Below are 23,090 nucleotides of genomic sequence, written 5' to 3' on the forward strand. Positions count from 1 at the left end.
GCAAACCGGCCGCTTCCGCACCGGTTGCTGATCACGGGATCAGGACGAGCTTTCCTTCGACCTCGCGGTTCTCCAGGCGGCGATGTGCCTCGGCGGCCCGGTCGAGGGGGAGCGTGACGACCTCAGGCTTGATGGAGCCGGCGGCCAGCTGCTCGACGAGGCCGGCCAGGTCGGCCCGGAAGCCGGCCGGGTCCTTGTCGACCATCCGTTCCACGGCGTGCACGACCACCCGCGCGCCGGGCGTCAGCTTGGCTCGCAGAAGTGCCCCGGCCGTACGTGCCAGCGCGCCGATCCGGGAGTATCCGGCCCCGGTGGCGAAGCTGAAACCGTAGGACACCACCACGCCGGAGGGTTTCGTGGCCAGCCGGGAGCGGGCCAGCGAGGGGCCGCCCACCGGGTCGAAGGTGGCCGAGACCGGTTCGGGCACCGCTGCGGCATCCGGGACCCAGGTGGCGCCGCCCGCTTCGACCCGGGCTCGCCGGCCCGGGCTGGAAGTGCCGTAGACCCTGACGCCGGCCGCGTGGGCGATCTGGCCCAGCGCCGAGCCGACCCCGCCGGCCGCGCCCAGCACCAGCACCGCCTGACCGGACGCCGGCTTGGCCACCCGGTGGAACATCTGCCAGGCGGTGAGGTAGTTGAGCACCAGGGCGTCGAGCTCCTCGGCCGGGTGCCCCTCGGGCAGCGGGGCGGCCCGGCCGGCCGGTGCGAGCACGTGGGTGGCGTACCCGCCGTGGCCGATCAGGGCGCCGACCCGCTGCCCGGCGGCGAATTCCGTGACGCCGGCGCCGACCCGCGCGACGTGCCCGACCACGTCGAACCCCTGCACCTCGGGACGAGCGCCCGGGGTGAGGCCCTGCCGGGTGGTGACGTCGTGGAACGCCACCCCAGCGGCCTCCATGGTGATGAGGATCTGTCCCGGACCGGGCACGGGCACGGGCATGGGCTCCACGCGGAGCACCTCGGGGCCACCGGTGGAGGTGAGCCGAACGCGTCGCGCGCCTGCTTCTGCTGTCATGCTGAGAATGTACATGAGTTTCTCAAGCAATTACGACGGCGCCGGTGGGCTAGACGTTGCTGAGGGCCTTGCCCAGCAGTGAGCGCAACGTCCGCTGCTCCTCGGCGTCGAGCTCGGCGAAGGGGGACCGCTTGGCCACGATGGTGAGCAGTTGCTCGCGGACCTTGCGGCCCTCGGCGGTCAGCACCAGCGTCCGGACGCGTCCGTCACCGGGATGCGGCCGGCGCTCGGCGAGCCCGCGCTCTTCCAGCTTCGCGCTGAGCAGCGTGATGTTGGAGGGGTCGCAGTGCAGGAGAGTGGCCAGCTTGCGCAGCGACTGCGGCTCGCTTTGGGGATCCAGGGTCCAGATCAGGTTCGCCGTCGGACCGGTCAGGTCGAGTCTCTCCAGGCCCTCCTGCATCCTGCCGGTGACCTGGCCGGCCACCGCCATCACCTGATAGAGCAACGTCGCCGCGACCTCGTCCACCGCCATGGGCCCACTTTAGCCCGGCTGGATCCCGGAGTTTCTCCATGAGTACGACCACGGCCCGGTGTGGCCGATCGGCGCTTTTTCGCGTAACAAACGGTACGTCTACCGTTGCGAGTGACTGGTCGCGCGGACGGGACGGAGAAGAAGATGCGTGTGGTGTTCGTGCACGGGGCCTGCGTACGTGACGGGTCGTGGTGGTGGCACCGGGCCGCCGCGGCTCTGCAGGAGCGGGGCATCGGCAGCGTCGCCCCGGCGCTGCCGAGTTGCGGCGAGGGGGAACGACCGGCCGGTCCGGAGGGTCCCGGGCTGGCCGAGGACGTCGCCGCGGTGCGCGCCGTCCTGACCGAGGGCGAGGAGCCGACCGTGGTGGTGGGACACAGCTACGGCGGCATCGTCGCGGCCGAGGCGGCTGTGGGCGTCGCGAACGTACGCCACCTGGTCTTCGTCTCGAGCTACCTGCCCGAGCCCGGCGAGTCGCTGTCGACGTTCGGACCGGCCGTGCCGCCACCGTTCCTGGATTTCGACGCCGAGGGCGGCACGTTCGGCGCCCGCCCCGACCTGTTCGCCGAGACGTTCGTCCAGGACTGCCCGCCGGACGTCGTCCGCGACTCGGCCGCCCTCCTGGTCCGGCAGACCCTGGCCGTGACGCAGCAGCCCGTACGGGCAGTGGCCTGGCATGACCTGCCCACGACGTACGTGGTCTGCACCGAGGACCGGGGGACCCCGGCGGCGGCGCAACGGACGTTCGCCCGCCGGGCCGACAAGGTGGTCGAGGTGCGGGCGGGCCACCACCCGTTCCTGTCGCAGCCGCAAACCGTCGCCGGCATCATCGCCGACCTGCTCTGACCGGGCCGGAACCGGGCCGGAACCGGGCAGGTCTCACGGCGCCGGTCGCCCGGCTGCCCCGGTGGGGGGACGCCGAACGACGGTAAGCAACCGGGCAACCCGGCCGCGGCAGTCGGCTCTGTGAACCGCGACACCTTCTTGCTCGTCCTGAGGTGGAGATTGCCGGTTCGGCATGCGCGTCGGGCCGCCGCGTCGACCGTCTGGGGCCGTCGCAGCGTGGGGCTGAGCGGTTCCGGCGGTCGGGTGGGTGTCGTTGAGGCAGGCATCCGGCCGGCTGGGGTCGTCGCCGCTCGGCTGCGCCGGTTCCAGCGGCCGGGTGTGTGCCCGGGCAGGCATGCACCCGGCCACCTTCCCCTCACGCCCGCCGGTCAAGAGTCGCGGCCTGTCGCGCCGGCCGGCTCGCGTGCGCCGTCGTCCCCTCGCCGAGCGCTCGGCCGCCTGAGGAAACGGAGGCCGGCCTACTTCTGGAGATCACCGGCGTACTGCGCCAGGCCCTTGACGATCTTGCGCATGTGCGGCGGCAGCCACCATCGCAGGATTTGGCCGGCCACCGTGGGCCGGTAACTTCCACGCCAGCGGATCACCGAGCCGCCACCCGGCGCGGCCGCGACCTCGATCTCGGCCCGGTAGTCGTGCGCGCCCACGAGCCGCCGGGTGATGTAGCCGATCCTGCTGTCCGGGACCACCTCGACCAGTTCGATGACGGTCAGCGCGAGGCGATCCCGAAGTTCCCAGACATCGCCGATCGCCGGTTCGCGGGTCGTCCCTGCCTTCGCCGAGCCGTCGCCGCCGACGGGCGTGGCCGAGATGAACGGTTGCCAGAGCGGCCAGGTGTCGATCGAGCCGAGCAGCCGATAAACGACTGCCGGCTCCGCGACGGACCGGGCACTCACGTCGTAACCAAGAATGGTCCGCTCCTCTTCTGTGCGCCCTCGAGGATGCCCCGACGCGATCAACGTTTGGATGACGCGGGGACGTCGTGGACGAAGGTCAGGAGGGTGGTTGACGACCGGGCGCAGTTCGTCGGCCCGTGGCGGCGGACCGCACGATCGCGTCGAGGAGCCGGTGGCGCTTGACGGCGTGGGTGAAGTCGGGGGCGACGGCGGTGTCGTGGACAAGGTCGTCCCGGATCGCCGCATAGGCGTGCGCCAGCGTGTGGATCACTGTTCCGGACAGGCCGGGGAAGTCGTCATAGCCGCCGGGCAGTGTCATCTCGGCAAGCCGGCCGCCGCCGCGTGCGCCGCGCACCGTGGCCGGGCCGAGATGCGGGAACTCGCCGGCGGTGATCTCCAGACGTCCGTCCGTGCCGTCGATAACCAGCGAGAAGCCGGCGCCGGAGGTCATCCCTCCGCGATGGTGGACGGACAGGATCGCTCCGCCGGCCACGGTGCCCGAGATCGCGATCTGGTCCTCGGCGGTCATCGGAACGAACCGCCCGGTGCGCCCGAGGGGGACCTGCCGGCGCCGGGTCGCGGTCGTGGCGACCACCTCCTGAAGCTCGCCGACGACCATCGACACGAGGTCGATCGCGTGTCCGAACGCGATGGTCAGCATCGTGGCGCCGAGCTCGCGGTCGAGCGTGTAGATCGCGCGCTGCGACACCGGGGAGCCCCACTCGGTCGAGGACGCCACGACGGTGGCGGACAGCACCTCTCCCACGAATCCTTCGGACACGAGGTCTCTCAGCCAGCGGAACGTGGGCGAGGAGCGTCCCTGGAGGCCGACGAAGACGCGCGTCGTCGCGGCGGCCCGCTCCAGCTCCTCGGCCTCGCGCAGGCCGACCGCGAGCGGCCACTCGGTGAGCACCGGCACCTGCGCCTTCAGGACGGGCAACACGAGCTCACGATGCTCAGGCACTTTGACGGCGACGACCACGAGGTCGACATTCTCGTCAGCGGCGAGCTCTTCGACCGATGCGTACGCGGGCACGCCGTACGCCGCGCCCGCCGCCCGGGCCGAAGTCTCGGAGCTCGCCGCCAGGGCGCGAAGCTCGATCCCGTCGACGGCCGCCAGCGCGGGCAGGTGAGCCGCGGCCGCCCAGCCTCCCTTGGCGCTCAGGCCGACGATGCCGACGCCGACCGGCCTGCGGAGATCAGACACGGAGCTGCTCCTTTCGCCGGAAAGCCGAGTGGTTGCCGCGTGATCCGGGCCGGGCGCTACGTAGGCCAGCCGGCCAGTGCGGTGTCGACCATCTCATTGAGCTCAGCGGGACCGAGGCCGTTGGCGGCCTGTACCGCGATGCCGAAGCCCATCGTCATGATGAAACGGGCCAGGCGCCGGGGATCGGCGTCGGGCGGAAGATCACCCTGGTCGACAGCGCGCCGGAAGCGCTCCTCGAGGCGGAGCCCCGCGTCGTTGCGCCAGTCGACGAGCAGGTCGTGGACGGGCCGGCTCTCCTCGTTCGACGCGAGCGCTCCCTGCACGGTCAGGCACCCGCAAGGGCCACCGGGAGGGGTCGTGGTGCCGACCGCTCCGCGGAGGAACGCCAAGGCCACCGCCCGTGCGGTCGGTTCCTCGAGGGCATGCGTCGCGTAGGCAGCCGGCCCCGCGCCGTAGCGCTGCAGGGCCTTGCGGAACAGCTGCTCCTTGTTGCCAAAGGCCGCGTACATGCTGGTCTTGGTGATTCCCATCGCGGCGGTCAGATCAGTGAGGCTGGAGCCCTCGTAGCCTCGCCGCCAGAACACCCGCATGGCGCGTTCCAGTGCCTGCTCGACGTCGAACTCCCGAGGGCGACCCATGGCCTTGCCCGTCTCGCTCATATCACAACAGTACCACTCGGTACAGATGTCGGTGGAACGTCGCCGCCCGACTTCGGTACCGGTCGGTCTTGATGTGCTACGGTTCTGCACCGACCGGTACTTAACTATGGGCAGGGGAGTTCCAGCATGAAGAACACATCACTCGGCGGCCTCGAGGTCTCCCGCATCGGTCTCGGAGCCATGGGAATGTCGGCCTACTACACCGGCGCCGGCCGGCTCGAGAGCGAGTCGATCCGTACGACCCACCGGGCCCTGGACCTCGGGGTGACCCATGTCGACACCGCTGAGGGGTACGGCCCCTTCATCAACGAGGAATTGGTGGGCCGGGCGGTGCGAGGGCGCCGGGCCGATGTCGTGCTGGCGACCAAGTTCGGACTGATCTCGCACACCGGCGGCTCGGCTCCGGACAGCACCCCAGCCAACATCCGGACGGCCGTCGAGGGATCCCTCAAGCGCCTGGGCACCGACTACATCGACCTCTACTACCAGCATCGCGTGGACCCCGGCACGCCCATCGAAGACACCGTGGGGCTGCTGGCAGAGCTGGTGGCCGAGGGCAAGATCCGCCACATCGGTCTGTCGGAGGCCGGCCCCGCCACGATCCGCCGCGCCCACGCCGTGCACCCGGTGGCCGCGGTCCAGTCCGAGTACTCCCTGTGGACCCGCGATCCCGAGGCCGAGATCCTGCCCGTCCTGCGCGAACTGGGCATCGGCTTCGTGCCGTACTCCCCGCTCGGCCGCGGTTTCCTGACCGGCGACATCCGCTCCCTGGACGACCTCGACGCCGACGACTGGCGTCGCACCAACCATCGATTCGCCGGCGGCAACCTCGAACGCAACCTGCGCATCGTCGACGAGGTCCGGGCCGTGGCCGCCGAGATCGACGCCACGCCCGCACAGGTCGCCCTGGCTTGGCTGCTCGCTCAAGGCGACGACATCGCGCCGATCCCCGGCACCAAGCGCGTCGCCCGGCTGGAGGAGAACGCCGCCGCCGACCGCATCGAGCTCACGGTCGGCCACATCGCTCGCCTGAACAACCTGCCCGCGCCCTCCGGCCAGCGCTACGATGCGGAGACCATGGCCGCCATCGACAGCTGAGGGAAACTTCGCCTCTGCCCGGCTGACCGCCCCGGTCGCCAGCCAGCCGGGCTGATCAGCGGTGGCGCGCTCACCGTCCACAGTGTCGACGACGCGGTGCCGCTCGTCGCAAGGCGGCGGGGCGATTGTGGTGAGCACCAGGCAGAGGAAGCGTGCCTGCACGGCGATGTGCACGTAGACCGTGGTGATCAGCTCCCCGTCCCACGCGAAGACCTGAGCGCTTCTGTGCGTGGCGCGGTGTCGCGGCTCATCCGGCTTGACTGTGTCGTGACGACACGGTTTCCACTGAGAGGATGATCGAGCCCTATCCCGTCCGCATCCCCGACGCCGACCTGATGGATCTGACCGAGCGCCTCGACCGGGTGAGGCTGCCGGAGCCCGAGACCGATCCCTCGCAAGGCGTCCCCCTGGACCGGTTGCGGACACTGCTCGAGGCCTGGCGCGGCCACGACTGGCGGAAGCTGGAAGAACGGTTCAACGCGATCGGGCACCACCGGGCACACCTCGACGGACTGGACATCGCGTTCTGGCACGTGCGGTCGCCCGAGCCGTCGGCCGTACCGCTGCTGCTGACCCACGGCTGGCCCGGATCCGTGCTGGAGTTCGAGGACCTGATCGGTCCGCTGACCGATCCGGTCGCGCACGGCGGTTCGGCCGAAGACGCCTTCCACGTGGTGATCCCGTCGCTGCCGGGGTACGGGTTCAGCGGACGGCCGGCCGAAACCGGTTGGGGACTGGCCCGGACCGCGCGGGCCTGGGCCACGCTGATGACCGAACTGGGCTACTCGCGGTTCGCCGCGCACGGCGGCGACTGGGGCGCTTTCGTCACCATCGAGCTCGCCACCCAGGTGCCCGAGCGTCTGGTGGGCCTGCACCTGACGATGCCGGTCGCATCCCCCCTTCCCGAGGATCGCCAGAGCGCCGACCCCAGGGAGCAGGCGATGATGGCTCAGCGCGATCAGTTCCTGTTCCTGGACGGCACCCACTCGATCGTTCTCGGTGCCAGACCGCAGACGATGGGCTATGCGCTGCTGGACTCGCCGGCCGGGCTGGCCGCGTGGCTGGGTGAAAGGATGACCGCGTTCGCGGACGACGACGGGGTACCGCTGCAACGGCAGGTGGACAACATCGCGCTGTACTGGTTCACCCGCACCGGAGCTTCCAGTTCTCGTTGGTACTGGGAGGCCCGGCGCGACACACCGCTCGGTGCGGAGGCGGAGAACGCCCGTCCGGTCGAGGTTCCCACGGCGTGTTCGCTGTTCCCCGGCGAGCCGTACCCGATCGCCCGGCGATGGGCCGAGCGCCGGTTCCGCAAACTGATCAGCTGGAACGAGATGGAGCGGGGCGGCCACTTCCCGGGCTGGGAACAGCCCGCGGTGCTGGTCACGGAGATCAGAAACGCGTTCCGGGACCATGGGTGGTGACAGCAGTCGACCCGAAGGTGATGACCTCCGCCGACCGCGCTCACGCCCGACCTGGGCACGATGAAAGGGCTCATTCCTCGAGGGCCGCGCCCAGCTGGGCCAGCAGCGAGGCTTCGTCGCTGACCACCCAGATCCCGCTGACGAGCCCCCCGGTCATCGTGAGGACGTCGATCGTTCGGACGGTCACCGTGCGACCGGTCGGGGGTACCTCGCCGAGCGCGGACGCCCACGTGCCGATGTGCCGGGCGGTCATCGCGAAGGCGACCACCACCTTGTCGTCCCGCGCGACCACCTCGAGGACTTCGACGCCCGTGCGCTCGAGAGCCCGGTGGGTTGCCGCGGCCCGTTCGACCAGTGCGGTGAGCGGAAACGCGATCCCGTTGAGGATGACTGGGTCGGTGTAGACGGTGGAGAACCGGTCGAGCGCTTGGACCGGGTCGCCGATGGGTGCGGCCCACAGGTCGAGCAGGCGGTTGACGAGAGCATGGGCAGCGGGGCCGGCGGCGGTGAGCATGGGGACTCCTTGCGATGGGCGGCAGTCGATGAGCTGTGGACGGCCCCGGCTCCCGCCGCGGCGACGAGGAGGCCGCCGACGACGTGCGGGAACCCGAGCGGCTGGTGCAGGACGATCGACCCGACGACGGCCGCGAAGGCCGGCTCGAGGGACATCAGCGTCGCGAAGGCGGCTTGTGGCAGGCGCCGCAGCGCGGCAGTCTCCAGCACGAAGGGGAGCGCCGGCACCAATGCCGCCAGACCCAGTGCCTGTACGGCCGGGCCCGCCCCGAGGTGACCGAGCGCGGCGACGCTTCCCCACGGTGTCAGAAGCAGGGCAGCGACCGGCATCGCGAGCGCCACGCCGTCCAGCCCGGGCACCCGCCGGCCGACCTGGCCGGTCAGCAGGATGCACGCGGCCCAGGCGACCGCCGAGGTCGCCGCCAGCACGATGCCCACGAGGGGCACCGCCCCGTGCCACGGCTGAGTGAGGACGAGGACACCGGCCAGCGCGACGACGACCCAGACCAGGCCGCGCCGGCGCCCCCGGCCGACCGCGACGGCCAGCGGCCCGAGGAACTCGATGGCGACCGCCGTGCCCAGCGACAGATGGTGCAAGGCGCCCAGGAAGCTCAGGCTCAGGACGGCCGAGGCCGCTCCGAGCGACGCGATGGAGCGCCATTGATGCCGGGTCGTCGACCGGACGCGGGGCCGGATCAGCACGAGCAGGAGCACCGCGCCGAAGCCGGCCCGCAGCCAGGCGGCGCCGGCCGCCCCGGTGGTGGCGACCAGGGAGACCGACCAGGCGTCGCCGAGCTGCACGCTCGCCATCGAGACCACGGTCAGCGCGACCGGTCCTCTCGTGGTGAGGCGGTTGCCGCGGGCCGTCAGCGGTGACATGGCGGTGGCTCCGTCCGGTCCGGGTCAGCGGCGCGGGGCGATGGCCGCCGCCAGGATCGGCCATCCGAACAGGACAGCCAGGTAGGGCCGCTGCACCAGCCCGTCCTGGTCACCGAAGCCGACCACGACCATGGCCACGGTCAGCGCCAGCGTCCCGTACGCGACGATCCGCGCCGCCACGGTGAGGAAGCCGAAGCCCTCGGTGCGGCGTACCGCCCGGATGAGCACGAACGAGGCGCTCACCAGCAGCAGGAAGAGGAGCAGGGACGCGTACTGATGAATCCAGAAGCTGTTCGACGCGAGCGCCCCGTCGCCGTGATCGACGCAGCTCGGCAGCGCTTGTGAGCAGTCCTGCCGGGCGAGCCCGGCGACCACCGTCAACGCTCCGGCGACCGTCACCAGACCGGCCGCGATCCGGCCCGACAGGGTGGCCCCGTACCGCCGGGCGAGACCGACGCCGGCCGAGACCAGCCCGACCGCCGCGGCCAGAAAACCGGCGATCATGATGCCCGCGTACGGCGAGTCGAGCGCGGCGAGCGCACTGATCTGGTCCCGGGTCGAGCGGTAGCCCGGAGTGAGAGCCGCGGTGACGATCGACGCGGCGAAGAAGGTGGCGATCCCGGCGGCGCCGATGCGGGCCGGAACCGGCCATCCATGGGTGGCCTCGGGGGTCTTGGTCTGGGTGGACATTCGTGGTGGTCCTTCCGTGGTTTCGTCTGCTCCCACAGACTCACGGACCCGGCGCCTCCACCCCAGGGTGCGCACACGAGAACGATGGTGGTGCAGGCACCACCTTCCGGCGCAGCGCTGTCCCCGGTTATCCGGCCAGGTGCAGCAGCACCGCCTTGACCCGCTTGTGCACCTCAGGCTCCTCGCCCAGCCCGAGCTTGGCGAAGATGCTGTTGATGTGCTTCTCGACCGCCCGCACGGTCAGGAACATGCCGGCGGCGATCGCCCGGTTGTCCTTGCCGGTCGCCATCCGGGCCAGCACCTCCTGCTCGCGGACGGTCAGCCCGGCCAGAGGCGACCGGTCGGCGTGCCCGCGGACCAGCGCCTCGACCACCTTGGCGTCCACAACGGAGCCGCCCGCGGCGACCGCGACGATCGCTCCCACCAGCTCCCGCGGGTCGGACATCCGTTCCTTGAGCAGGTACGCCCGGCCGGGGGAGCCGTCGGCCAGCAGCGCCAGCGCGAACTCCGGATCGTCGTACTGGCTGAGGACCACCACGCCGGTCGAGGGCCGTTCCCGCCGCAGACGCGCCGCCAGGCGGATGCCCTCGTCGGTCATCGTGGGCGGCATCCGGATGTCGGTCAGCACCACGTCGGGGTCGTGCTCGGCCACCGCGGCCAGGACTTCGCCGAGATCGGCACAGACGGCGACCAGCTCCACCTCGGGCCGGCCGGACAGCAGGCTGCGCAGTCCCGCACGAACCAGCAGACTGTCCTCAGCGACGATCACCCGAATAGGCACGTCCCGACAATAGATCGTGGTGCCCGCACCAGTGCGCTCCGGCGACCGCGACCGGCAGACTGCGGGCCATGACCCTCCGCCTGCGCGCCTGCATCGCCGGTGCCGCCCTGCTGACCCTGGTGGCCGTCGCCGGAGCCGTTCTGGAGATCGGGTCCGGCGCCGACCTGTTCGTGCTCACATCGCTGGGCACGGGGCTGATGTTCGGGCTGACCGGGGCGTTGCTGACGGGTCTGCGTCCCGCCAACCCCCTCGGGCCGTTGCTGGTCACCGCCGGCGGCGCCCTCACCCTCGAGTTCGCGATCCGGGTGTACGCCGCGCGCGACCACTCGGCCGTCGCCGCGATCGGTCTCGCCCTCGACCCGCTGTTCTTCCCGGTGCCGATCGCGTTGCTCGTGCTGCTCTTCCCGGACGGACGCCTGCCGTCGCGGCGCTGGCGAGCGGTGCCGGCCATCGGCCTCGTCCTGACCGTCGTCGCCGTCGTCCTCAATCTGATCCGGCCGGGCCCGATCTCGGACGAGACCTTCCAGTACGACATTCCGTGGACCGGCGTGCTGCCCGCCGCCTCCGCCGACCAGGTGGCCGGGCTGAGCCGGATCGTCACGTCGCTCGGCCTGCTGCTCCTGGTGCTCGCGGCCGGAAACCTCATCGTCCGGCTGGCCCGGACGACCGGGGAGGATCGCCGGCGGCTGGTCCCGCTGGCCCTCGCCGGCGGTCTCGCCGCGGGCTTCCTGCTGCTGCAGCCGGTGCCCGGCCTGCAGGACGTCGCCGTGGCCGGCTTCGTCGCCGCGGTGGCGGTCGGGCTGCCCGCCGCCCTGGTCGCCGGCGCCCTGCGTTACCGGGTGTGGGACCTCGATCAGGTGCTGGTGACTTCGATCGTCTACGGCGCTCTGACCGTCGGCATCACCGCGGTGTACGTCGGCGCGGTGGTCACCTTCGGCCGGGTCGCCGGCACGACCGGCCCCACGCCGGCGCTGCTGCCCTCGGTCGTCGCGACGGTGCTCGTGGCGGTCCTGTTCGCGCCGGTCAAGGAACGGATCAGCCGGACAGCGCGGCGGATGGTCCTGGGGGTGCGCGCGACGCCGTACGAGGCTCTGGCCGCCCTGCCCCGTCAACTCGCCCGCACGCCCGCCCCGGCCGACGTGCTGCCGGGTACTGCTCGCGCGCTCGCCCTCGGACTCGGCGTGCCCGCCGCCCGGGTCCGGGCCTACACCCCCGATGTGCCGGGTCACCGGGTGGGCGAGGCCTGGTTCCCCGCCGCGCCGGCGGATCAGGCGGCGCCCGGCCTGATCGAGGTGCCGGTGTGGCACCTGGGGGAGGTGGTCGGTGACGTGGCCGTCCGATCCTCACCGGACCGGCCCCTGTCGCCGGCCGACCGGCGGCTGCTCGCGGACCTCGCCGCACAGGCCGGGCCCGCCCTGCGCGGTGTCATCCTCACCGGACGACTGGAGCAACGGCTGGCCGAGCTGATCGCCAGCCGGCGGCGCATCGTCACCGCCGAGGCCCGCGGCCGGCGGCGGCTCGAACGCGACATCCACGACGGCGCCCAGCAACACCTGGTCGCGCTGGCCGTCAGCCTCGGCGCGGCCGAGACCGACCCGTCCGCGCTGACCCGGGCCCGCGCCGACCTCGACCGCTGCATCCAGGACCTGCGCGACCTGGCCCGCGGCATCTATCCACCGGTGCTGGTCACCCGTGGCCTGGTCGCCGCGGTCAAGGCCCGGGCCCGCGCCGCCCCGGCCTCCGTCGAGGTCTCCGCCGGCCCCGGCCTCGACGGCGCCCGCCCGGGCGAAGACGTCGAGCTCGCCGCCTACTTCGCCGTCCTGGAGGCCCTGCAGAACGCGATGAAGCACGCGCCCGGCGCCGCCGTCACCGTACGGTTCGACGCCGACGACGGCTGGTTGCGATTCACCGTGGCCGACAACGGCCCCGGCTTCGACCCGGCGCAGCCCGGTGACGGCACGGGCCTGACCGGCATCGCCGACCGCCTCGGCGCGGTGGGCGGCACGGTGGAGATCGCCGCCGCGCCCGGCGCCGGCGTCCGGGTCGAGGGCCGCCTCCCGCTGACCACGCCCGGTTAGCCGTCGATCGCCTGCTTTGTCGGTACGTTGCCGTATCGGTAAGACGCCGGCTCGGGGACACTCCGTCAGGATCGGTCGCCGGTTCGTGCCGGATTGCCGGTTGCTTCCGCGTCCCGCTTCTGTCCAGCAGTTGTTGACCCGACGCGGGTTCTCTAGCGACGTGCGTCTCGGCGCTGACCGCAACAACCGACGAACGATGTTAGGGAAGCCTCATGGCAGGCATGACGATCAACGGGTCCACGGTGGAGGCCAAGTCCACCTTCGGCGTCATCAATCCGGCCACCGGGCTGGTGGCGGCCGAAGCTCCGCTCTGCACGCCGGAACAACTGAACGATGCCGTCGCCGCAGCCGCCGCGGCGGGCACGGTCTGGCGAGCGGACGACGAAGGCCGGCAAAGGCTGCTGCTCACCCTCGCCGACGCGATCATCGACGCTCAGCAGGAGCTGGCAACGACGCTGACCCTCGAGTCCGGCAAGCCCGCCTCCGTGGCGGCGTTCGAGCCGGTGGTGTGTGCGACCTGGCTGCGGGTCGTCGCCGGCATGCGGATTCCCCGCGAGGTGCTGCAGGACGATGCGGCCGCCCGCATCGAGGTGGTGCGGCGGCCCCTCGGCGTGGTGTCGGCCATCACTCCGTGGAACTTCCCGCTGGCCACCGCGATTTGGAAGATCGCTCCGGCATTGCGGGCCGGCAACACGGTGGTACTGAAACCGTCGCCGTTCACGCCCCTCTCCACGCTGCTGCTCGGCGAGATCATCAACAGGCTGCTCCCGGCCGGCGTCGTCAATGTCATCACCGGTGGCGACCAGCTCGGGCGGGCCCTGATCGGGCATCCGGTGCCGAGGAAGGTGTCGTTCACGGGCTCGACCGAAGCAGGCAAGGACATCGCGAGAGCGGCCGGTGCTGACCTCAAAAGGCTCACACTGGAACTCGGCGGCAACGACGCCGCGATCCTGTTGCCGGATGTCGACCTGAGCACTGCCGTACCCCATCTCTCGGCTTTGTCGTTCTTCAACTCCGGGCAGGCATGCGCGTTGCCGAAGCGGATCTACGTGTCGGACGACCGCTACGACGAGGCCGTGGAAGCCTTCGTGGCCGCGGCTGCAGGCATCAAGGTCGGACCGCCGGATGATCAATCCGTCGGGATGGGGCCGTTGTCCACGGCGCCGCAATTCGAACGTGTCCGTGAGCTGACCGCCAAGGCGGTCGCGGACGGCGCGAAGGCGGCCACCGGCGGCAAGGCCATCGGCGGCGCCGGCTACCTGTACGAGCCGACCATTCTGACCGACGTACGCGAAGGAATGGCAGTCGTGGACGAGGAGCAGTTCGGCCCGGTGCTGCCGATCCTGCGATACGGCGATGTCGACGACGCCGTCCGCCGGGCGAACGACACCACCTTCGGCCTCTGCGGCTCGGTCTGGGGATCGGACCTGGACATTGCCCAGACGGTGGCGGAGCGCCTGGAGTGTGGCAACGCGTTCGTGAACACTCACGGCGCCCTGCTACCTCACATTCCGTACGGCGGAAGCAAGTGGAGTGGGATCGGCGTCGAGAACGGCCAGGAAGGTCTGCTCGCCTTCACCGAGCCGCAGGTCGTGCACATCGCCCGCGGCTGAGGGCGACCACCGCGCAGCTGGTTCGGGTGCTTCGCGGTACCCGCCGTTTCCCAGGAGGTCCCGGTCCCCGGTCAGGATCCGCCCCTGAAGGCGGCATAGCCCCGGCCCCGGTTCGATCCCCAGTTCTTCGCCGAGTACCCGGCGGGCTGTCTGGAATTGGGCCAGCGCCTCGGCCTGGCGCCCGCACCGATAGAGGGCGAGTATCAGCAACTCGCGGAGCTGTTCACGGAACGGGTGCCGGGCCACCAGGGTGATGAGTTCGGGGATCGCCTCCCCGTGCCGGCCCCGAGCGATGTCGACGCTGAGCTGCTCCTCCGCGGCGGCGGACAGCAGATTGCTCAACCGGTCGCGCTGCGTCTCTATGGCCGGCCCCGACGCTCCGGTCAGCGGCCGGCCACGGTCGAGGTCGAGGGCGGATCGCAGGCGTAGCGCCGCTGTGTCGTAGTCGCCGCGCCGGGCTGCGTGGCGCGCTGCGGCGGCGTGCTCCTGAAAGTGCCAGAGATCGATGGTCGGCGGCGGTGTCCGGAGCTGATAGCCGCCTCCGAGCGAGGTGATCCGGGGCGCATCGGCGCCGCTGAAGGAGACCAGGATCCGGCGCAGCCGCGATATGTAGGTGCGGATCGTGGTCGCCGCCGCGCGCGGTGGCTCCTCGCCCCACAGGGCGTCCACGAGCTCGTCGGTGGTGATGAGTCTGCCTTCCCGCAACAACAACAGGGCGAGGACAGTACGTTGCTGGCGTGACCCGATGGCCAGCTCGACGCCGCTGCGCCAGGCTCGGACGGGCCCGAGCAGGGTGAATCGTGTGGCACCGTCCGGATGGAGCCCGGCGGGTGGCTGCGTTGTGGTGTTGCCGGTCGTGTCCATGGGTGATCAACTTTCGGTAGTGAATGTGCGCCATGCGGCCCGGGACCCTTCGTCAGGCGAAGGGTCCCGGGCCGTCGGTCAGCGGGCGGCGATGGGGAGGGCTGCGGCGTTCTTGGCCAGCCAGGTGGGGAAGTCCTGCAGACCCGGGTGCCGCAACCGGGTGGCCGCCAGCGGGCGCAGGGCCAGGTTGTCGGCGTTGAAGTCGGCGATGAACTGGAACATGTTGCCCATGTCGTCGGCCCCGGGGAAGCCGAGCGCACGGAAGGCGTCCGCCGTCAGCGGGCGGTAGCGGACCTCTTCGCCGAGGGCCTCGCTGAGGGCCGCCGCGAGTTGGGTACCGGTGAGGTGGTCGCCGGCGATACCCACGCGCTCCTCGGCCGCCGGCGGTCCGGCCCGGAAGATCTCGTACGCGCTGGCCCCGATGTCGGCGACGGCGATGCCGGGCAGCGCGGCATCGGCCAAGGGCAGGATGAGTTCGAGGCCGTCCGGGCCGCGCTGCGGCCCCAGACCCAGATTGATCATGTTCTCCCAGTAGAACGACGCGATGAGGAACGTCGTCGGCACGCCGGCGTCGGTGAAGTGGTGGTCGGACTCCGCCTTGCTGTCCATGTGCGGAACCTTGTAGGCGCCCTGCATGGTCGGCATCCGCTCGTCGGACAGCGGCATCCAGTCACGGGTGTCCTCCAGGGTGGACCAGACCGCATGCCGCACCTTCGCCGAGGCCGCGGCCGCGGCGAGGTTGGCGGCCTGGATCTTTTCCCGGTCGGCGTCGAAGTGCTCCCAGAAGTTGGTCATGCAGAACGCGCCGTGGACGCCCGCGAACGCCGCCTCGAGACTGCTGCGGTCGTCGAGGTCAGCGCGGACCACCTCGACGCCGAGGGCGGCCAGGGCCTGGGCGGCGGCCGAGGCGGGGTTCCGGGTGACGGCCCGCGGGACAAGGCCGCTTTCCGGGTGCTCCAGGATCGCCCGGATCAGCGAGCCACCCTGGGCCCCGGTCGCGCCGGTCACCGCGATGACCCGCGACGGCGTCCGGATCGGCCGGTTGCTGCGGAACACCGATGCCGGGTCGACGGCGGACTTGACCATGCCGAGCCGGTCCAGGGCGGCGGTCGTGAGGGCTCGCGAGGGGTCCCTGTCCGCGCCGAGGAAGTTGAACGGTGTCCGCTCGCTGAGCCAGCCGGACATGGCCTGCGTGATGGCGGCGAACACCTTCTGGATCCGGGCGCCCACCTCAGCGTTCACGGGCACGGCCAGAGCCGCCAGCAGATACGGCTCGTGGATGGGGCCGGCCGCGCCGTCCGCAGCCGACGCCCGGGTGAAGGCCCCGCCCAGGTGCCGCACCTGCACCACGTCGAGCACCAGGTCCGGGCCGTGCTGAACAGCGCCGAGGAGCGTGGTGATCGCCGCATCGTCCAAGCCGTCCAGCAGGGTGGTCTGCTCGCTGACCGGCAACGGGTCGACCGGCTCGGCGCAGATGCCGCCGAGGTCGGCCAGTTCCACAGTGCCGAGCGTGTCCACCATGGGAGCCGGCAGGGCCCGCAGCGGGGCGAGCAGATGCTCGGCGTCGTCGGCGGATCCGAGGAAGGTCAGGTCGACCGTGACGAAGCTGCCGCCGCGCAGAGGTTCCGGAATCTCCGGCAGGGCGGGGACCCGCACCAGCTGGCCCCATAGGCTGAGCTCGTCCGGTGCGGTCCGGGTGATCTCGCGGAATGCCTCCAGCACGGGGCGGGCCATGGTCACCGGCCACAGCAGCCGTCCGCCGTAGACGTGCGCGGCCGGATGCAGGACGAACTCCATCATCGTGACGATGCCGAAGTCACCTCCGCCGCCGCGGATCGCCCAGAACAGGTCGGGGTCGGTGGCGCCGGTCACCCGGCGCAGCTGACCGTCGGCATCGACCATCTCCACGGCGACCACGCTGTGGGCGGCGAGGCCGTACGCCCGGCCGAACCAGCTGAGCCCACCGCCGAGGGTGTAACCGACGACGGACGTGTCGGGGGAGCTGCCGGCCAGGCCGGTCATCCCCGACCCGTTCAGGGCAGTCAGCAGTTCGCCCCACTTCACCCCGGCCCCTACCCGTGCCGTCCCGCGATCGAGGTCGATCGTGATGTCGGACAGCGCCCGGGTCCGCAGCAACACCGTGCCGTCGACCGCCGAAGTGGCGCCGTGCCCGACCGGCTGAGCCGAGACGCTGAAGCCGTTGAGCGCGGCCCAGCGGACGGCGGCCACCACGTCCTCGTCATCGTTCACGGTCACCACCGCGCCGGGCTGCTGGTCCACCGAGCGGACCCAGCCCAGCCGCGCCTCGTCCCAACCCGGATCGCCGGCCACGGTCACCTGTCCCGGAAGCAGGGCGGCGAGCTCGCGCAGGGCGGCGTTTCGGTCCTTGGAAATCATCGCTGGTTCTCATCTCCTGGCAGGTGTAGTGCTTTCCGGACCAAACTGTGCCGGGACCCGCTGACCCCTTTCTTGCCTCGTCTCGGCCGCCACTTACCGTGGGCTTATCGCGGAAACCGGCCGGCGCGGCGCCATGAGATACCGTCATGGAAATGCGGATCTCCTTTCTCGCCCTGGGCCGGGTCCGCCTGGTCGTCGACGGGGTCGAGGTCCGCATCAGAGGCCGGCGCGAACGAGCCGTGCTCGCTCTCCTGCTCGCCGCCCGCCGTCGGGTCGTCCCGGTCGATCGGCTGATCGAGGACATCTGGGGTGACGACGCGGGCGACAGCACTCCCGGCTCCCTGCAGGTGGCGATCAGCCGGCTGCGTACGCTGATCGAGCCCGACCGGCCCAAGGGCGCCGAGCCCGCCGTCCTGGTCACCAGCGGTTCCGGTTACGTGCTGCTGGCGCCACCGGAGACCGTCGACCTCGAACAGTTCACTGCTCTTGTCCTGGACGCCGACGCGGAACTGTCGGCCGGCCGGCCCGATCAGACGCTGCGGCTGTGTGACGAGGCCGCCGAGCTCTGGGCCGGCCTGCCGTTCGGCGAGACGGTCCAAGCCGACGTGATCCGGGCCGAGACCGCGCGTCTGGACGATCTCCGTCTGCGGTCCCGCGAGCTGCGGAGTCAGGCGCTGCTGGGGCTCGGCCGTCCCGCACTGGCAACCGGTGAGCTGGAGTCGCTCGTGCTGGCTCACCCGTTCCGGGAACGGTTGTGGGAACTGCTCGTGCTGGCGCTCTACCACTCCGGCCGCCAGGGCGACGCGCTCGCGGCGCTGCGCCGCGCTCGGGACGTGCTGGCCGACGAACTCGGCATCGACCCGTCGCCCGCGCTACGGAAGCTGGAAGCCGACGTGCTCGCCCAGTCCGTGGCCGGTCACCCCGGTGCCGTCCCAGCCGCGCCGGTGCGCGACATCGTCCCCGGCGCCGCTGAGCCCGCGTTGGTCGGCCGCTCGAGTGCTGTCGCCGACCTGCGAGCCGGGCTGGAACGCGTCCTCGCCGGTCACGGTGAGACGGCGCTCATCAGCGGCGACGCCGGGATCGGGAAGACCCGGCTGGTCACCGAACTCGATCGGCTGGCCTCCGCGCAGGGCGCCAAGGTGCTCTGGGGACGCTGTCACGAGGCCGACTTCTCGCCCGCCTACTGGCCGTGGCTGCCGATTCTGCGCGAGCTCGGGCCGGTGCGACCGGATTCGCCGGTCGCTGCCCTGCTGTCCCCGGCCGACACGCCGCTCGGCGGGGATGCCGGATCGGCCGAACTGCGGACTTACGCCGCGGTGTCGATGCTGTTGGCCCGGCAAGCCGACGAGCGGCCCCTGGTCGTGGTCATCGACGATCTGCAGTGGGCCGACATGTCGTCGCTGCGACTGCTCTCCTACGCGGCCGAGGCGCTCGCCCGGAGTCGCGTGATGATCGTCGCGACTCTGCGGGAACCGGTGGGGAACAATCAGGCATTGGACGCCTGTCTCGGCGCACTGGGACGACAGCAGGCTCGCCGGATCGCCCTGCGCGGGCTGGCCGCCGAGGACGTCCGCAGCCTGGTCGACGTGCTGGGCGGCGGGGCGGCCGACGACGAACTCGCCGCCGTGGTCGCCGAGCGCACCGACGGCAACCCGTTCTTCGTGATCGAGCTTGTTCGCCTGCTGGCGGCCGAACACCGTCTGCACGGTGCCGGCGCCCGCGATGTCCCGGCGCCCCACGGCATTCAGGACGTGCTCCGGCTCCGGCTGGCCGGGCTGTCCGGGCCGACCGGCCGGCTGCTGCGGACGGCGGCGGTGATCGGACGCGAGTTCGACCTCGATGTGATGGGTGAGCTGTCGGGCGAGTCGCTGGACGACCTGATCGACGGACTGGACGAGGCCGTGCGCGCCCGCTGCGTCGAGGAGGGCGAGCAGCCCGGACGATACCGGTTCACCCACGCCCTGGTCCGGGAGACCCTGGTCGCCTCGTTGTCGCTGACCCGCCGGGGTCTGCTGCACGCGTCCGTCGCGGTGGCCCTGGAGCGCCGGCTGCGCCTCGACCCCGATCTGGTCACCGCGGTGGCGCACCACTTCGTGCTCGGCGCGGCCATCCGGCCCGAACTGGCCGAGCCGGCCGTGCGGCACGCGATGGCTGCCGCCCGGCTGGCCGAGAGCCGCGGCGCCCTGGACGAGGCCCTCAAGCACTGGGAACGAGCCGGCGCCGCCGAGGCGCTCGCGCCGTCACCGGATCCGCGCCGCCGCTACGACGTCCTGCTCGGCCTCGGCCGCGCCCGGCACCGCCGTGGCGAGGTGGCCGGCTCCCGCAAGGCGCTGGACGCGGCCGTCGGGCTGGGTCGCGAGCTCGGGGACATCGTCTTGATCGCGGAGGCCGCGTCGAGCTTCCGGGGCGCGGGCGTCTGGCGCTGGCGTGAGGTGGGCCCGGGCGATCCGACGATGGTCGCCGTTCTGCGCGAATCGGCGAAAGCTCTGCCACCCGGGCCGCTGCTCGCCCGAGTGCTGGCCAGCCTGTCCATGGAATTGACGCACGAGTGGTGCTCGCCGGAGGCCGAGGCGATCGCCGCGCGCGCGGTCGACATGGCCCGGCCCCTCGGCGACACCGAACTGTTCGCCGACGTCGTGGCGATGCGCATGCTCGTGCTCTGGGGCCGCCCCGGTGCGGCGGCGCAGCGCCTCGACCTGGCCGCCGAGGTGCTGCGGTTGCCGCTGTCGCGCGAACAGGAGCTGTACGCCCGGTTCGGCGCGGCCGCGGCCCACCTGCAACGTGGTGACGCCGTGGCCGCCGACCGGGAGATGACCCGCTGCACCGAGCTGACCCGGCGGTTGCGGCACACCGGCGCCGACGTACCGATCGCCTGGTGGCGCTACTTCCGGGCGGTTGCCAAGGGCGATCAGGCGCTGGTGATCCGGCTGTCGGACGAAATCGTCGAACGGCATCGCCGGAGCCAGATCGTGGCCCTGCCCGAGTTGGAGGCGATGGCCCAGATGGTCTCCGCGGGTGAGGGCGCGCCGACTCCCGAGTCCGCCGTCACCCTCGCGACGGGCAATGCCAGTCCCGCCTTCCGGGCCTTCGTCGGCGCGGGGCTGGCGTGGGCCGGACGTGTCGAGGAAGCGGTCGTCGTGCTCGGTCCGCCCGCACCGGACGGGCACTGGCACTACTCGTCGATGTACGCGGACTGCCTCCGCGTCGACGTGCTGGCGCTGGCTGGGCCCGGCCCGCAGTTGCGGACGGCGCTGGAGCGGATCGAGCCGTGGCGCGACGAGTTCGCGGTCGCCGGCTCCACCCATTTCCTCGGCTCCGTCGAATACTTCATCGGACGTGGCCGCGAAGTGCTCGGCGACCTGGAGGGCGCCCGGCTCGCGTACCGACGAGCCGTCGACCGCAACCGGTCGGCGCAGATCAGCACCTGGTTGGGGCGCGCCCAGCAGAGGCTGTCGGCGCTTCGACGCCACCCGGACAGCTTCCGCCCCTGAGGTAGCAGGCAGACGGCCGAGGCCCCGGGGTGCCTCCCCGTTCCGTCCTCAATGCGGCATAGGTGTCATGTGGTTGACGTCCAGCCGCAGGTCGATGAGCAGCGGCCGGTTGCGGGTGTCGATGGCCTTGGCGACCAGCGGCAGGTCGTCGAGGTGCCGTACGGTCACGCCGTCGCCGCCGAGAGCCTCGGCGACGGCCACCAGATCCGGCCAGTCGAACAGCGACAGCGACGGGTCGAGGCCCCGGTCGGTGAACTGGACGTGTTCGGCGCCGTAGCCACCGTCGTTGCAGACCACGACGATCACGTCGAGGCCCAGCCGGACGGCCGTGTTGAACTCGCCGACACCGCCGTGCATGAAGCCGCCGTCGCCGCAGACCAGGACGACCGGCCGCGGGCGGCGCGCGGCAGCCGCGCCGATGGCGGCGCCCATCCCGGTGCCGATGGAGCCGAAATTCTCCGGGAAGATGAACGACTGCGGGTCCGGGACCTGGATGTGGCGGAGCGACTCCATCATGAAACGCCCGCCGTCGCTGACCACGACTCGTTTCGCCGGCAGCAGCTCGTCGAGGCGGCGCAAGACGAACGCCGCGTCGACGGTCCCGGGCGCGGTGGCCGGTCGCGGCGCGATGACGTACTGCTCGGACAGCCGGCGCGCCAGATTCTCGTCGCGCACTCCGCCCGCGGCCGGCCGGGGAAGGCCGGCTGAGGGGCGACAGCCGCCGGCGCGGGTGGCCAGGCTATCCAGCGCGTCGACGAGGGCGTCGGCCACCAGTTCCGGATCCCCGCTCACTATGGCATCGAAAGTCCCGGATCCCGGCTGTGGCCCACTGGCCACGGCGATGACACCGCGATCGCTCAGCAAGGCGCCCTTGGAAGTGGTGTAGTCGTTCAGCCCGGCCCCGAAGCTGATCACGAGGTCCGACGCGGCGAGCACTTCGGCCGAGACGGGAGCGGCCAGGCCCCCGGCGATGCCCAGGTCGAAGGGCTCGCCACGGAACAGGTCCCTGGCTTTGAGGGTGGTTGCCACCGGGGCGCCGATCCGGTCGGCCAGCCGCAGCACCGCCCGACGGGCCGGGATCGCCGCGCGACCAGCCAGCACGACCGGCCGATCGGCGCTCACGATGCGGCGCGCCGCGTACCGCACGGCGGTGGGATCGGGGCGCAGCCGCTGATCGACCGGCAGACCGAGCGGAATTGCCTGGTACTCCACCTCCTGCCGGCCGAAGTCGGCGGGCAGGTTGAAGACGATCGGGCGTTGCTCCACGACAGCCCGGCGGATCGCGACAGCCAGATCCTCGAGAGCGGTGTCCGGTGTGCGCGCCTGCTCGAAACCCGCGCCCGTCGGCAGGACGACATCGCGCTGAGCGATGTCCTGGATGTTCGTGCGGCTGCGGGTGGCCGTGTCCCCGGCGATCAGAAGCAGGGGCAACCGGGCCCGGGCGGCTTCCACCAGCCCGGTGACAGTGTTGGTCAGGGCCGGACCGTGGGTGACGGTCACCACGCCCAGCTGTCCGGTGAGGCTGGCGTAGCCGAAACCCATGAACATGGCGCCGGCCTCGTGTGCGGCGCCCACGTAGGCGCGGCGCTCACTGTGCACGAAACTGTGTGTCAGGAACATGTTGGCGTCGCCGATGAGGCCGAACATCGTCTGGACATCGTGTCCGGCCAAGGCGCGGGCGAGTGCTGCGTGCAGTTTCACTGGTGATCCTTCTCGTCGTACCGCCCGTTGAGGGCGGCACGACGAGCAGACCGCGGCCGCGTCAACGGCGGCTCAACGTCCGGGGGACGATCCGACGTGGAGGTCGAGTCCGTCGGCGTCTTCACGCTTCAACAGGGAACGCAGGCCTCGACAACCTCGTGGGCGCTCGGCGCCGGTCCGTCGTTCGGCGGCGCCACCGGCACCCACGGCGGGGCTTCGTCCTCGACGTCGAAGCGCAGAGAATTCACCCGGCCGACGGCGAGTTCGGCACGGAGAAGTGCAGTACTGGGCCAGCGCGCGTCCGGTCCCGCTCAAGCCTTCGACGATGAGAGTGCTGGCCATGGTCGGCTCCTCGATGTGGTCGATCTGGTGATGGCGGAGCGCCTGCGCCGCGTCCGTCAACAGCGCGTTGATGAGCGCACAAGGGCGCGCTTTGTGTGCGTCGGTCCGTGCTCCAGCTGGCGATGACCGG

19 protein-coding genes are annotated in these 23,090 nt (G+C 71.6%); 7 read left to right on the forward strand and 12 right to left on the reverse strand.

Annotated features, from left to right (window positions below; translation table 11 throughout):
- Positions 1–31 precede the first annotated feature (31 nt).
- Both HJC40_RS26570 and HJC40_RS26575 read right to left on the reverse strand, forming a co-directional pair.
- Positions 32–1,015, reverse strand: coding sequence for a zinc-binding dehydrogenase (locus tag HJC40_RS26570; RefSeq protein ID WP_250004779.1), 984 nt, complete (start codon positions 1,013–1,015; stop codon positions 32–34).
- A gap of 49 nt (positions 1,016–1,064) precedes the next feature.
- Entirely contained in the window at positions 1,065–1,487 is a 423-nt protein-coding gene (locus tag HJC40_RS26575; RefSeq protein WP_250004781.1) for a MarR family winged helix-turn-helix transcriptional regulator, read from the reverse strand.
- Positions 1,488–1,631: 144 nt separating this feature from the next.
- Here HJC40_RS26575 and HJC40_RS26580 point away from each other — a divergent pair, with 144 nt between their 5' ends.
- Positions 1,632–2,330, forward strand: a complete 699-nt coding sequence (locus tag HJC40_RS26580; protein ID WP_250004783.1) for an alpha/beta hydrolase — start codon at positions 1,632–1,634, stop codon at positions 2,328–2,330.
- A 458-nt stretch (positions 2,331–2,788) separates the two neighbouring features.
- Here HJC40_RS26580 and HJC40_RS26585 read toward each other — a convergent pair whose 3' ends face one another.
- From HJC40_RS26585 to HJC40_RS26595, 3 genes are all read right to left on the reverse strand, one after another.
- Positions 2,789–3,223 (reverse strand): SRPBCC family protein, encoded by a 435-nt coding sequence (locus tag HJC40_RS26585; RefSeq protein ID WP_250004784.1) that lies wholly within the window; start codon positions 3,221–3,223, stop codon positions 2,789–2,791.
- Between the two features lie 97 nt (positions 3,224–3,320).
- Positions 3,321–4,430: a Gfo/Idh/MocA family oxidoreductase gene (locus HJC40_RS26590; RefSeq protein WP_250004787.1), complete on the reverse strand. Its 1,110-nt coding sequence runs from the start codon at positions 4,428–4,430 to the stop codon at positions 3,321–3,323.
- A gap of 56 nt (positions 4,431–4,486) precedes the next feature.
- On the reverse strand, positions 4,487–5,089 hold the full coding sequence (locus HJC40_RS26595) for a TetR/AcrR family transcriptional regulator (protein ID WP_250004789.1): 603 nt from the start codon (positions 5,087–5,089) through the stop codon (positions 4,487–4,489).
- Between the two features lie 126 nt (positions 5,090–5,215).
- Between HJC40_RS26595 and HJC40_RS26600 the strand changes: the two genes are divergently transcribed.
- A complete protein-coding gene (locus tag HJC40_RS26600; protein WP_250004791.1) occupies positions 5,216–6,187 on the forward strand; it encodes an aldo/keto reductase in 972 nt (323 codons plus the stop codon).
- A gap of 293 nt (positions 6,188–6,480) precedes the next feature.
- Positions 6,481–7,611, forward strand: coding sequence for an epoxide hydrolase family protein (locus HJC40_RS26605; RefSeq protein WP_250004794.1), 1,131 nt, complete (start codon positions 6,481–6,483; stop codon positions 7,609–7,611).
- Positions 7,612–7,681: 70 nt separating this feature from the next.
- On the opposite strand, the gene HJC40_RS26610 is transcribed toward HJC40_RS26605, so the two are convergent.
- The 4 genes from HJC40_RS26610 to HJC40_RS46255 all read right to left on the reverse strand — a co-directional run bounded on the left by HJC40_RS26610 (position 7,682) and on the right by HJC40_RS46255 (position 10,474).
- Complete coding sequence (locus tag HJC40_RS26610) at positions 7,682–7,966, reverse strand: ester cyclase (RefSeq protein WP_250005142.1); 285 nt, start codon at positions 7,964–7,966, stop codon at positions 7,682–7,684.
- A complete protein-coding gene (locus HJC40_RS26615) occupies positions 7,861–9,003 on the reverse strand; it encodes a DMT family transporter (protein ID WP_250004796.1) in 1,143 nt (380 codons plus the stop codon). The genes HJC40_RS26610 and HJC40_RS26615 overlap by 106 nt, the downstream gene beginning before the upstream one ends.
- A gap of 24 nt (positions 9,004–9,027) precedes the next feature.
- Positions 9,028–9,693 (reverse strand): DUF998 domain-containing protein, encoded by a 666-nt coding sequence (locus tag HJC40_RS26620; protein ID WP_250004798.1) that lies wholly within the window; start codon positions 9,691–9,693, stop codon positions 9,028–9,030.
- A 127-nt stretch (positions 9,694–9,820) separates the two neighbouring features.
- Entirely contained in the window at positions 9,821–10,474 is a 654-nt protein-coding gene (locus HJC40_RS46255; protein WP_250004802.1) for a response regulator transcription factor, read from the reverse strand.
- Positions 10,475–10,542: 68 nt separating this feature from the next.
- Between HJC40_RS46255 and HJC40_RS26630 the strand changes: the two genes are divergently transcribed.
- Positions 10,543–12,552 (forward strand): ATP-binding protein, encoded by a 2,010-nt coding sequence (locus tag HJC40_RS26630; RefSeq protein ID WP_250004804.1) that lies wholly within the window; start codon positions 10,543–10,545, stop codon positions 12,550–12,552.
- A gap of 212 nt (positions 12,553–12,764) precedes the next feature.
- Positions 12,765–14,165, forward strand: a complete 1,401-nt coding sequence (locus HJC40_RS26635; RefSeq protein ID WP_250004806.1) for an aldehyde dehydrogenase family protein — start codon at positions 12,765–12,767, stop codon at positions 14,163–14,165.
- On the opposite strand, the gene HJC40_RS26640 is transcribed toward HJC40_RS26635, so the two are convergent.
- Both HJC40_RS26640 and HJC40_RS26645 read right to left on the reverse strand, forming a co-directional pair.
- Positions 14,052–15,029 carry an AfsR/SARP family transcriptional regulator gene (locus HJC40_RS26640; protein WP_250004809.1) on the reverse strand — a complete coding sequence of 326 codons (978 nt, stop codon included), beginning with the start codon at positions 15,027–15,029 and terminating at the stop codon, positions 14,052–14,054. The genes HJC40_RS26635 and HJC40_RS26640 overlap by 114 nt on opposite strands.
- Positions 15,030–15,107: 78 nt before the next feature.
- A complete protein-coding gene (locus HJC40_RS26645) occupies positions 15,108–17,426 on the reverse strand; it encodes an NmrA family NAD(P)-binding protein (protein ID WP_250004810.1) in 2,319 nt (772 codons plus the stop codon).
- Between the two features lie 152 nt (positions 17,427–17,578).
- Here HJC40_RS26645 and HJC40_RS26650 point away from each other — a divergent pair, with 152 nt between their 5' ends.
- Positions 17,579–20,917 (forward strand): BTAD domain-containing putative transcriptional regulator, encoded by a 3,339-nt coding sequence (locus HJC40_RS26650; protein ID WP_250004812.1) that lies wholly within the window; start codon positions 17,579–17,581, stop codon positions 20,915–20,917.
- Positions 20,918–20,965: 48 nt separating this feature from the next.
- Here the strand turns inward: HJC40_RS26650 and HJC40_RS26655 are convergent, their stop codons facing one another.
- Positions 20,966–22,618: a thiamine pyrophosphate-dependent enzyme gene (locus tag HJC40_RS26655; protein WP_250004815.1), complete on the reverse strand. Its 1,653-nt coding sequence runs from the start codon at positions 22,616–22,618 to the stop codon at positions 20,966–20,968.
- Between the two features lie 96 nt (positions 22,619–22,714).
- On the opposite strand from HJC40_RS26655, the gene HJC40_RS26660 reads away from it, so the two are divergent.
- On the forward strand, positions 22,715–23,086 hold the full coding sequence (locus tag HJC40_RS26660; protein WP_250004817.1) for a hypothetical protein: 372 nt from the start codon (positions 22,715–22,717) through the stop codon (positions 23,084–23,086).
- Positions 23,087–23,090 lie beyond the last annotated feature (4 nt).

Source organism: Actinoplanes sp. M2I2, from assembly GCF_023544445.1.
Taxonomy (GTDB): domain Bacteria; phylum Actinomycetota; class Actinomycetes; order Mycobacteriales; family Micromonosporaceae; genus Actinoplanes.